Annotated in this window: 12 protein-coding genes and 1 pseudogene; 2 read left to right on the forward strand and 11 right to left on the reverse strand. The window is 41.1% G+C overall.

Translation table 11 applies throughout. The annotated features are described in order from the left end of the window. Positions 1-13: 13 nt before the first annotated feature. The 11 genes and pseudogenes from PL85_RS03020 to PL85_RS03070 form a co-directional block, all read right to left on the reverse strand. Positions 14-790 carry a hypothetical protein gene (locus tag PL85_RS03020; protein ID WP_234826590.1) on the reverse strand — a complete coding sequence of 259 codons (777 nt, stop codon included), beginning with the start codon at positions 788-790 and terminating at the stop codon, positions 14-16. Between the two features lie 308 nt (positions 791-1,098). Then, positions 1,099-1,203: pseudogene (locus tag PL85_RS03025) on the reverse strand (hypothetical protein); the annotation flags it as partial. Positions 1,204-1,388: 185 nt separating this feature from the next. Continuing rightward, positions 1,389-1,544 carry a YoaH family protein gene (locus PL85_RS03030; protein ID WP_094151569.1) on the reverse strand — a complete coding sequence of 52 codons (156 nt, stop codon included), beginning with the start codon at positions 1,542-1,544 and terminating at the stop codon, positions 1,389-1,391. A gap of 45 nt (positions 1,545-1,589) precedes the next feature. Then, positions 1,590-2,780 (reverse strand): conjugal transfer protein TraF, encoded by a 1,191-nt coding sequence (locus tag PL85_RS03035; protein WP_064626161.1) that lies wholly within the window; start codon positions 2,778-2,780, stop codon positions 1,590-1,592. Positions 2,781-2,840: 60 nt separating this feature from the next. Continuing rightward, a complete protein-coding gene (locus PL85_RS03040; protein WP_115340209.1) occupies positions 2,841-3,725 on the reverse strand; it encodes a DUF2861 family protein in 885 nt (294 codons plus the stop codon). After that, on the reverse strand, positions 3,722-4,381 hold the full coding sequence (vxrB, locus tag PL85_RS03045; protein WP_013867797.1) for a response regulator transcription factor VxrB: 660 nt from the start codon (positions 4,379-4,381) through the stop codon (positions 3,722-3,724). The genes PL85_RS03040 and vxrB overlap by 4 nt, the downstream gene beginning before the upstream one ends. Continuing rightward, positions 4,356-5,810, reverse strand: coding sequence for a sensor histidine kinase VxrA (gene vxrA, locus PL85_RS03050; protein WP_064626163.1), 1,455 nt, complete (start codon positions 5,808-5,810; stop codon positions 4,356-4,358). The genes vxrB and vxrA overlap by 26 nt, the downstream gene beginning before the upstream one ends. Positions 5,811-5,961: 151 nt before the next feature. Then, positions 5,962-7,338, reverse strand: coding sequence for a Re/Si-specific NAD(P)(+) transhydrogenase subunit beta (gene pntB, locus PL85_RS03055; protein ID WP_013867799.1), 1,377 nt, complete (start codon positions 7,336-7,338; stop codon positions 5,962-5,964). A gap of 11 nt (positions 7,339-7,349) precedes the next feature. After that, positions 7,350-8,900, reverse strand: coding sequence for a Re/Si-specific NAD(P)(+) transhydrogenase subunit alpha (locus tag PL85_RS03060; RefSeq protein ID WP_013867800.1), 1,551 nt, complete (start codon positions 8,898-8,900; stop codon positions 7,350-7,352). A 289-nt stretch (positions 8,901-9,189) separates the two neighbouring features. Beyond that, positions 9,190-9,474, reverse strand: coding sequence for an HlyU family transcriptional regulator (locus tag PL85_RS03065; protein ID WP_069212095.1), 285 nt, complete (start codon positions 9,472-9,474; stop codon positions 9,190-9,192). 10 nt (positions 9,475-9,484) lie between these two features. Then, complete coding sequence (locus PL85_RS03070; RefSeq protein WP_013867802.1) at positions 9,485-9,853, reverse strand: late competence development ComFB family protein; 369 nt, start codon at positions 9,851-9,853, stop codon at positions 9,485-9,487. 114 nt (positions 9,854-9,967) lie between these two features. Between PL85_RS03070 and PL85_RS03075 the strand changes: the two genes are divergently transcribed. Together PL85_RS03075 and PL85_RS03080 are read left to right on the forward strand one after the other, a co-directional pair. Beyond that, the gene (locus tag PL85_RS03075) at positions 9,968-11,332 is read left to right on the forward strand and encodes a GGDEF domain-containing protein (protein ID WP_115340210.1); all 1,365 of its coding nucleotides are present in this window, start codon (positions 9,968-9,970) and stop codon (positions 11,330-11,332) included. A 175-nt stretch (positions 11,333-11,507) separates the two neighbouring features. After that, complete coding sequence (locus PL85_RS03080) at positions 11,508-11,720, forward strand: cold-shock protein (RefSeq protein WP_013867804.1); 213 nt, start codon at positions 11,508-11,510, stop codon at positions 11,718-11,720. Positions 11,721-11,874: the final 154 nt, after the last annotated feature.

The raw sequence follows: 11,874 nt of genomic DNA on the forward strand, positions 1-11,874 counted from the left end.
ATTCACTATGCCACTACATAGAGAGTAATGCCATACGCATAATTGGAGAGACATCGCCTATGCCATTAGTCCAGTTAGAATACCATTCACTAGCAGTACCCCAATTATCCTGAAATTGCGTTACTAAAGCCCCGGGGCAACCAGAATTATTTTTCATAGAATCAGTAATTGTATAAGCAAAACTGTCCTTGGGTGCGTGGTCATGAATTTTGTTAAAAAGTCCAGGAAGGTCAGCAACAAATTCATTTTGATCATAGTTTTCATGAGAACCATGCATCCCTGAACCACCACACTCCATAAAACGTTGAAGGGCATCTTTTTCATCCGCTGTTAAATTGTAATCGTCAATGTGGATCAATACATCCATAAGCACTAGTTGAAAAGCGTCTTCTAACGCATACCCTGTTAATGGTGATGTTTTTGATATGTCTTCCCACATCGCTTCCATGGAATCTACAAATACACCTAAGCCCATAGCTTGCTGCTGTATCGCTTCAAGTCGAGCACTGCATGCTTCGATACCAGCGGCTAGTGTCAATGCAATAGTATCCTCAGGATTACTACCCACCATAGACTGGACAACTTGTTTTTGATGAGCCGCTACCATAGCTAGTACTTCAGAATCTGCTGATTGCTCATCGACTGATGCAATGGAAGGATCGATTTTTTCAAGGTCTTTCTGGGCTTTCTCAATCGTTGCAAGGTAAGTCTCGACGTTTTGGGGACCCACTTGAGGAGCGTTTCGCTCAATGCCGCTGAGTTGAGCATTAGTTATGTTATTGGTTATCATTACGAGATTCCTAGACTAGATTTCATTCACTTAACAATATAATCATCAGTAAAAGCAGACAATAGACGACTCATAATCCCAGAAAAATCCTACATAAAATGGCTTTGTTTCTTAAATCATGGAACTAAATTATCAACCTACGATCTGATCAGCTAAGTTCACTTAAATACTTAAATACTTTAGACCAATGGCCAAGTTTCGCTACAAAACCTGTTAAACAGAACATCGCTGAAAGCACCAAAACTCGAGAATATACGCTACCCACTTGCTCGTTGCTGAGCATTTGGATGATATCCCGGCGAAGTCTGGTAGAACACAGGCCTTCGGTACTTAGGTGCAAAAACCACATGATATTTACAATTCCATCGCGTATGCGCTAAGCTCTCTTCGTCCCGATTGGGACCCCCTTTCAATTCTTAATTAACTCTTGCAGTTGCCAGACCACAAGACGTTTTTATCAAATAGAAAGGGGTTATATAACTGGCTTATAGCCGTAAGCTTTACGGAACCCCCAGCCTAGGTGGAGGTTTTCTCGATACAAAAAAGCGTCCACTAATGAGTGAACGCTCTTATGCAATCGAAATAGTTAGGTTGAGAATTAATTCGTTTTATCTGCAGATTTTTCTGCTCTAATTTGGGATGCAACGATTTTTATGGCTTCTGCGGTACTGATACCTTGAGCCATTAGTTGTTGAATTTTTTCAACAGCTGCTTGCTGTTCTTGGTGAGATAAAGTAGGAATATCATCAAACATTTAAAAAGGCTCCGGTTGATTAGGAGCCTGACTATAAAGATCGAGTTAATAACTAGCAAGGAAATTTATGTAAGCTCCCATCGCATTATCGTTTGTATAGCTTGCTCCAATGTCCAGTTGGAAAAGATTGAGAGGTGAGATCCCTACCCCTGCTGTGATTGTTCCATCAACATTATCGTATGCTAAGTTCTTCTTATATCCTGCTCTTAATTTTAACTGACGCATGATATCGATTTCACCACCTACTCGAATCATCTGTGTATTGTCATTAAAATTAGTGTAGCGCTCTTCTTCATTAAGATCATAATCCACGCTTAATGTGGCATAGTCTGCAACAATACCTACGCCTACTGTATAAAGTGGCCTCATTTGGTATGCGTAGCCAATATTGATGTCTCGTGTTTTACCGAATTGGCTCTTAAGACTCTTAGTGTAAGATTGAGTTTGAATGTCTCTCTTGACTAAATTGGTTGCGGAAAATCCAACTCTTAAAGGCCCATAAAACCACAATGCGCCGGCATCAAGGTTGAACATGGTTTCACCTTGGCCATTATCTCGTGCATCTTTGATATCGTAATCGGTTACGCTTGCTGAATATACATAGGTGTAGATGCGTTGAAGTTTAGGTGTTACACCAAAGGCAATATGTTGGCCTAAAAATGTTTGGTACTTAGCTAGAGATAGACCTACTTCTGTTACTCCAACTGAAACAGCATTCACTGCACTGAGCTCGGCGTTTTCAACAGATTGTAGCTCTGGAGTTAATGAAGCAGTGTTTTCGCCGCTGTAAACATCAGGAGTGACAAACGTTTCGGTATAGGCTTTGGCGAATAAATTAGCCGCTATAAATTGGTTAGGAATGGCAAAGGCGACAACACCGCCAATTTCGGCTTTTAGTTTATCATTTTGTAAATTATCTAAACTTTTCTGCAGCTGTTCAGTATTTGTGTAATCTTTTTTTTCTATGAAGCTTGAAATGCTGTCTAAATCATCGACCATGTGGTCTTCATCATTATAAGAAATCCCGAAACTGGGAACGATCATACCTACGTCATCGTTACGACGATAAATAGCCACAAGTGCAGGGTTATAAAATGGAGCAGTGAGAAAGTTCGCAGATACAACCCCTACACCACCCATCGCATCCCCTCGTGCCTCTATTGCATAATTGGCTGCGAAGCTGAAAGATGGTGTAAGTACGACTGCAAGTGGGAGTATTTTAATGAAATTTTTCATAATGTTATAAACGTGTCGTTTCCTTTATGTCTATAACGGCACATTGTCTATTATCTTTAATTATTCATCTACTGAAACATCGTAGGTTTTACTGATTACTTGAGATTGCTCAATGATAAGCGGCCCTTGCCAACGCTGTTGAGTCATTGATACCGCTAATACATAACGGTCTGCAGCCAAATTAGTGATTTCAAGTTCATTAGGATACTCAGACTCGTAGCGTTGACTCCATATTTCAGAGTATTTTCCATCGATGTAATCATACAACGATACATTGAGTTCAGGTAAAGGGCAATATGGATTGAGTAGCGCTTTTTTTTCAATTTGCCATTGATCTTTCGAAGCCCAACGTACAATTTGCTTTGCTTTGGGTTCACCAAGCACAATCCATGCGCTCCAAGATTGCTGATCTTTGGCTGTTATATCAAGACGGTATAAACCCATTGTAATTTTACTATTGAGATTATAACGCTTTAAGTAATGAGCCTTTCCAGTGACGCTGTCACTCGAAGTGGTCGTTAATAAGCTATCGGTTGATAAACTTTTATCAACCCACTGCGCCAGCCTGATATCAGCAAGTGGTTTTTCAGCGTCCACTTCTATATCAACATGAAATGCATCTCTTCCTGGGCTCTGGATCTCTTGCCTATTAATGGTGATTGATTTAAGCCATTCAGGGAGTGGTTTTTTGTCTAAACTTTTACCGCAATCAACGGTTAATGATTGTAATAATAATTCATTGAGATGGCTCTGAATGTTTTTGTTATGTTCAAGCTGCCACACTTCGACAAGTGAGTTAAACATTGCTTCTAAATTATTATTTAAAAGATTCTGATGCGCTTGAGTAAGCGGTGTAATTTGATCAAACCACTCAATATTTTGTGCTTTGGTAGGAATAGTCACAAATGCTATGCCTACCAATAGTAAACGAGATTTCTGCATCACGCTTTCATCTTGTATCCAACACCGCGCAAGGTTTCAATCTCTAAGCCTGGAAGTTTTTGGCGCAATTGCAACACGTGGGTATCTACGGTTCTTGTCGTTGGAAAGTGGTTATAACCCCATACATGATCAAGCAATTCGTCACGCGTAAACACTCTCCCGAGATTGCTTGCTAAAAATAAGAGTAAGTCAAATTCAGTACGCGTTAAGGTAATTGAATCTTCTTTAAAAAAAACTTCTCTTGTGGCTTTATCAATAACAAGATTGGGTGTAACCACTTTCGTGTCATCCTGCCCTTCTGATTCTGGTGAACGAAGCTGGGCTCGAATTCGTGCAAATAATTCAGCCTCGGCAAAAGGCTTGGTTAAGTAATCATTTGCCCCCGCGTCCAATCCGGCCACTTTGTCTTTGACCGTAACAAGTGCGGTTAAAAGAATTACTGGCAACTCTTTTATTTTACGCCATTCTGGCAAATGCTGAACAGAATCGCCATCGGGTAATTGGCGATCGAGGATGACTAAGTCTGCACTGTCCCAATGCTGTTTAACATCTGCAATAGTTTCTGCATGTAAACAGTCATACCCTGCTTGTTCAAGGCTTACTAATAAGCCATCGGCAAGGTTTTTATCATCTTCAACGAGAAGCAATGTCTGTTTCACAGGGGATCTCCAATATAAATGTGGTTGGCGGGCCTGCGAGTGTCATCTTACCACCCATCCGACCTACCATTGATTCTACAATAGTCAAACCTAAACCTAAGCCACTTTTGCTGACAAAAGGTTTACGTAAATTTCTCCAATCTCGATGATTTAACAGACCTTGATCTGTAACTTTGATCGTGATTGAATTTTGTTTAGTTGTTACCTCTAACGTAACTGGAGCAACACCGTATTTTACTGCGTTTCTAATTAAGTTATCGATGCATGTCCCAAGCCAATAAACATTCAGTTTAGCTGCAATATCTTTGTTTATAACAAGATCTATGCTTTCGCGAAACTCTTCTTCCACTTTGTATTGTAACCATTCTTCAACGGAAGGTACCCAGTCTGTTGCAAGCGGCCTGCTCTCTGACTGTAAATAATCCTTACTGGCTTCGGCCAGTTGCCGTAAACGTCTGGAATCTTCGCATAGGCGTCTAAACTCATCGTAAACAGTTGATGGTAACCTTTCAAATTCGCGCCGAAATCCTTCAACGGTTAGCGATAGACTTGCAATGGGTGTTCTGAGCTCGTGAGTAAGAATCTGCAGCACCAACATACGACTTTTCATTTCCTGTCGTTTTGAATTCCAACGATAAAGGGACCAGCCTAATACAAGTATTATGTTAGCTAGGACAAGAATTACCATACTTATCCGTAACACGTTGGAATGATCTTCAACATTCCAACAAATGTTGCCTCTTTGAATAAAACAGGTCGAATTTTCCGAGGCCATGCTATAGCTGAGTCCTGCTTTACTCGCGTTGTCTAACCATACGTCTTCGTTAAAAACGTAATAAATATCCCCTTTTCTCAGCCAAAGATCGCTGTTCTCTACAAACATGGTTGCACCTGATATGAGTGCTAAGATCGTATCTTCATTCATGTTTTGGATGCGGCCAAGCAAAGAATCCACACTTGCTTTGGTGCGCTCTCGTATGTGCATATATTGTTGCAACTCTACAAATTTCTCAGGGTATTTTTTCACATAACGAGCCGCATATGTTCCACCTCCTGGGTGAATCAAAGCGCTTCTCGCAAACCATTTCGACGGTAATTGAGATCCTTTACAGATAGCTCTCGTGAAGACTAATGGCTCTGTTATGAGTGGGCTCAGCGGCAACTTACCTGTACAGCTTTGAGATAATTTGTATAACAACTGTAGATCTTTTAAAGGGTATTCAGCCGTTTGCGGTAACATTGATTCGGGAGTCAATAAGCGAGTTGGATAATCAACCTGCAAAGTACGGATATCATAACTTACATCAGCGGTACTATAATCAAAAAGCGACGCAAAAAGGTCGATGCGTTCTGGCAACGAATCGGCATAGGTTTGAATAGGTATTAGAACTAAAATAGCCCAAAAGTAGGTCTTAATCGCTTTAAACAAGTTTTATTTTCATTAATGGTTTAGATTAAAAACTATATAACATTATTAACTAATAATACATTGCACGTGTTATATCCATGTCAATAATGATTGCTCAAAAACAGAAGAAGCCAGCATTTTGCTGGCTTCTTCATTATCCTAATTGTAGATGCTATAACGCTTTTGAGATGGCGTCTACACTCTCTTTTGCATCACCAAAAAGCATATAGGTATTATCTTTAAAGAAAAGAGGGTTTTGTACACCTGCGTAGCCAGTATTCATTGAACGCTTGAATACAATGACATTTTGCGCTTTCCATACTTCCAACACTGGCATTCCGGCGATCGGACTGTTCGGATCTTCTAATGCTGCTGGGTTTACTGTGTCATTTGCACCGATCACCAAAACCGTATCCGTTTCAGTAAAATCATCGTTTATTTCGTCCATTTCTAACACAATGTCATAAGGCACTTTTGCTTCAGCAAGCAGTACGTTCATATGGCCAGGCAAACGTCCCGCTACTGGATGAATACCAAAGCGAACTTTAATGCCTTGTGCACGTAACTTCTCCGTGATTTCGTGAACAGGATACTGTGCTTGAGCTACTGCCATGCCATACCCTGGAGTGATGATCACTGACTTAGAGTTTTTCAGCATTTCGGCTACTTCTTCAGCGTTTATTTCACGGTGTTCACCGTATTCAACGTCTGCGCTGATAGTCACATCCTGACCAAAGCCCCCGGCAATCACACTAACAAAAGAGCGGTTCATCGCTTTACACATAATGTAAGAAAGAATGGCACCTGAAGAACCAACCAGTGCTCCGGTTACGATCAGCAAATCATTCGCTAACATAAAGCCAGCCGCTGCCGCTGCCCAACCTGAATAGGAGTTAAGCATCGATACCACAACGGGCATGTCTGCACCACCAATCGAAGCCACCAAATGGTAGCCAAACGCGAACGCTATCAGAGTCATAATAATCAATGCAAACATGCTGCCACCATTATTAACAAAGTAAATCATTAATAATGTGGAGACAACAATGGCCGCGAGGTTGAGCTTATGCTTATGAGGGAGATTGAGCGACGACGACGAAATGATTCCACGCAGTTTACCAAAGGCGACGATAGATCCTGTAAAGGTGACGGCACCAATAAATACCCCAATGAACACTTCAACCAAATGAATCACGTGTTCAGCGTGATCGAGTACAATTGGCGCATCGATATAGCTGTTATAGCCCACTAATACCGCAGCCATGCCCACAAAACTGTGGAGAATAGCCACAAGTTCGGGCATTTCGGTCATTTCTACTTTTTTAGCATAATGAATACCGATACCACCCCCAATTACCATCGCCAGCAATACCCAAGCTAAGCCCTGCGCATCTGGACGAAAAATAGTGGCGATGAGTGCGATAGCCATACCCGCTATACCATAGTAGTTACCAGCTCTTGCTGATTCCTGCTTTGATAATCCAGCAAGGCTCATGATGAAGAAGATAGCAGCAATAATATATGCGGCTTGTACTAATCCTGCAGACATATATTACTCCCTTAGTCTTTACGGAACATTTCAAGCATACGTTTGGTGACTGTAAAACCACCAAAGATGTTAATGCTTGCAATTAAAACAGCGATAAACGCGAGGAAAGTGACCACACCACTTCCTTGCCCTATCTGCAATAAAGCTCCGACCACAATAATGCCGGAAATTGCATTGGTAACGGACATCAAAGGAGTATGTAAAGCATGAGTAACATTCCAAACGACGTAGTAACCCACAACACACGCTAAAACAAAAACGGTGAAATGGCTTAAGAAAGCCGCAGGTGCGACCGATGCGATCCAAGCAAAAGCGCCAACGGCAGCAACTAAGCCAGTAATTTTTTTCGTCGCAGAAACGGGTTCTTGTTTTTTGGGTTCAGGTCTAGTTGGTGCGGTCTTGACTTGCGGTTGCGCAGAGACTTGGATCGGTGGTGCTGGCCACGTTATTTCGCCTTCTTTCACGACCGTCACACCACGTAAAACAACGTCTTCAAAGTCAATATTGATGGAACCATCTTTTTCCTTGCATAACAATTTCAGCAAGTTAACGATGTTTGTTGAATATAATTGAGAGGATTGTGTTGGTAAGCGGCCAACCATATCAGTATAACCGACCACTTTCACACCATTGGCGGTTGTAATCACCTGATCGGCAACCGTGTATTCACAGTTCCCTCCGTTTGCAGCTGCAAGATCGACGATCACGCTACCAGCGCTCATACTGTCGACCATCTCTTTGGTGATCAGCTTAGGGGCTGGACGTCCAGGGATCAAAGCCGTCGTGATAATGATGTCGACATCTTTAGCTTGCGCTGCATACAGTTCAGCGGCCTTTTTATTAAAGTCGTCAGACATCTCTTTGGCGTAACCATCGCCTGAACCAGCCGTTTCTTGGAAATCGACTTCCAAAAACTCTGCACCCATAGATTGAACTTGTTCTTTTACTTCTGGGCGAACATCAAAAGCTCGTACAATTGCCCCCAAACTTCCTGCGGCACCGATAGCAGCGAGGCCAGCAACGCCAGCTCCAGCAACCAGTACTTTTGCCGGCGGGACTTTGCCCGCTGCGGTAATTTGCCCTGTAAAGAAGCGGCCAAATTCATGTGCAGCTTCAACAACAGCGCGGTAGCCAGCAATGTTAGCCATTGATGACAAAGCGTCTAAAGCTTGTGCTCTGGATATTCTCGGCACTGAGTCCATCGCCAGCACGTTGATTTTTTTACTTGATAACTGTTCCATCAATTCTGGGTTTTGTGCAGGCCAGATAAAACTGATTAGGCTTGCCCCTTCTTTGATCAAAGCAACCTCATCAATCGATTGTTTTTCATCAACAATCGGCGCATTGACCTTCAAGATAATGTCTGAATTCCAAACATCTTGTGTCGAAACAATCGTGGCACCAGCCGCCTCAAAAGCCGCATCATCAAAACTGGCTAAAACCCCAGCTTGAGTTTCAATGGAGACGTCGAAGCCTAGTTTGATTAATTGCGCTACCGAACTCGGTGAAGCTGCAACCCGTGTTTCACCCGTAAGGGTCTCTTTTGGTACACCAATTTGCATAGTTATTCCTTGACTATTGGCACAATGATTATTCTGTTTTTATCTAACCACCAGCATAACTGCAAGCAGTTTGTAATAAAAATACAAAATGCTATTACATATAAGGTTAAGTAATGAGTGATTGTCATAGGTGAAAGACAAAAACGCAACGACATCCAAACAAAGCAGAGGTCGAACCACTTATCACAAAGCTCTATAAAAACAGGATATTAGCCATGTATTTTACTCAATGAATAAGGGTATCGACTAATGAGGATATTCATTATGATTTTTATCAAGTTGGACGATGTTAGGAAAAGATTTTCTCGCCCATCTGATCGATGAGCATTTTTGCTTTTTTAAGCATAAGATCATCAGCGTCGCTTTTGCTAGCTACGACATCGGAGCGGATAAAACGGTGAGTACATATTTCACCATTAACATCTTTACTAATTTTACCAGCGACACGATATTGCCCTGATTCAGACATTGCATCTTGGTAAATTAAAAAACCTTTATATTCAATGGGATCCAAAAGCTTCATTTTTGAGTCATTGCCTGACCCTTGATTAAATAAACGAGAAAAAAATCCCACAAGAACTCCTTTAAGACTTGTTTGTTTCAATAATCGGCTTCTCGAACCACTCTAGTTCTAAGTTATCGTCAAAGCGCAATTGGCCTAGAATGATAGGAATATCATCTTCTCTGTGTCTACGTCGATCATTAACGATCATGCTTTCCGCCGATTCAACGGCAACTTGTGCATTCTCTTTAAGTATGACCAATTTTTCTTCAGGTAGCGCAGAGAGAAAATCTATGTCGTATCGAATATAGATCGGTCTCAATTGAGCAAGGGATAAGCAAGCGAGATCGGCAAGCTGCTCATTATCATAGTGATTTACATACTTATCTTCAGCCAATACGCGTCCGACAAGTGTTTCCATGTAATTATGTACATCAACACTGATTTGCATCCTTACACTCCTTCCTCTTCGTACTAATCAAAATATTTAGATAGAACTTAGCAGTAACAACTTAGCGTACCTTGGTGATTTTATACAACTTTTAGATGCGTTGTCGTCTAAACTTTGTTCAAGTGCTCGCTTTCATTTAGTAAGTCTAGCAAAAAGCTTGGCAATCTATTAAATAAAAGTATGCTATGGGCCTTATTATCAATTTTAATTTTAAATGCCACAAAGGTCATATTTGTATTATTAATGCCGACAAGTTTTGTATCATCTCATTGGTTTCGATTCTTATTCCCAATAGGGTTGCTAATAGCCATTATGTTGGGGATGGAAAACGTCATTCTGATCACTAGCGCCAATATTGGCTTCGCTAGTAACCTGCCTTATATTCTTTTCACGGTAGCAATCGCATTAGGACACATTTTTAAGCAAGGGCGTTTGGCTATGATCTCGACAGCGATGATGGTGGCCTACGCAATCATCCAGTGGCGCTTACAGATGCCCCTTTCTACGGGAACAACCTTGCTAGAGCTTTCGTTATTAAGTTTGTTATTACCCGTTTTGTGTTTAGTACCTTATGCGTTAGGAAGTAATGCTACTGTATTGAGTAAAACTTATGGCTTATACATCGCTATTTTGCTGCTGTTAATGTTTTGGGCCGTTGTTACTTTGATGTACGTCAGTGATGGCGGATTTGAGAATTTTAGCCAGGTTTTGTTAGTAACTATACCGAAAATATCGAAATTGCCATTTTTGTTGGTGATGTACCTCTTGGCATTAATTGGGGTCTCCTCAATATTTGTGCTCACGCGAAACCAGATCTTAGACACCAGCATTTACGCCAGTATTTTACTCTCCTCCGTCACCTTTATTTTTTTCCACGTGAGTTATATCTCAAGCACACTTTTCTCTCTAGCCGGGGTTTTATTGATCTTATATCTAATTTCGGCGGGCCATAAAATGGCGTTTATTGATCGCTTAACGGGTATCCCAGGTCGCCACGCCTTAGATCTTGACATCAAATACTTAGGCAAAAAATATGCGATAGCGATGCTAGATATAGACCATTTTAAGCAGTTCAATGATCGCTATGGTCATGACACTGGTGATGATGTGCTTAAGTTGATTGCTAGCCGTTTATTGTTGACTCAAGGAAACGCACGTGTTTATCGCTACGGTGGTGAAGAGTTTACCATCCTATTTAAAGGAAAAAATGCACAGCAAGCTGCAATCTACTTAGATTTGCTTCGTAAAGATATTGAACAATACCAAATGGTCATTAGGAACGCAGAAGACAGACCAAAAGACGATAAGCTCGGTTCCAAGAAGCGTGAGCAAAAAACACCATCAAATCTTGTCTCTATTACGGTTAGTATTGGCGTTGCTGATAGCTACACCTCAGAAAAACCTGAAGCAGTGTTAAAAATTGCGGATCAAGCGCTCTATAAAGCTAAACAAAATGGCAGAAATAGAGTTGAAGTATGAACAGTTACCTTGATTTAATACATCACATTTTGGTATAGAAATCGCAAAATTTAATATTCAACAAGGCGTACATCACATTCACAGAAACTTCATTAGATTGTGCAAAATACTTTGGTTAAGTTATTCATGTTGCAACTGTTTCGCAACGTCAAAACAACATAGCAAGAGTAAGATTATGAGTGAAAAAGTAAACGGAATTGTAAAGTGGTTCAACCAAGATAAAGGTTTTGGCTTTATTACCCCAGATAATGGCAGCAAAGATGTATTTGTACATTTTTCCGCTATTACGGGTGAAGGGCGCCGCAACTTAGTCGATGGCCAAAAGGTGAGTTTTGTAATCACTGATGGTCAAAAAGGGCCACAAGCTGAGAGCGTCAGTCCCGTTTAAATTTTTAAAAAGAACGACTCTAATCCACTCTTTCTAGGGTGGATTTTTTGTTTCTAGTAGACTTGATAAATACGAGAATATTGGAGCGGGCAGCGGGAATCGAACCCGCATCATCAGCTTGGAAGGCTGAGGTAATAGCCATTATACGATGCCC

This window comes from Vibrio anguillarum (genome assembly GCF_001989995.2).
Classification (GTDB): Bacteria; Pseudomonadota; Gammaproteobacteria; order Enterobacterales; family Vibrionaceae; genus Vibrio; species Vibrio anguillarum.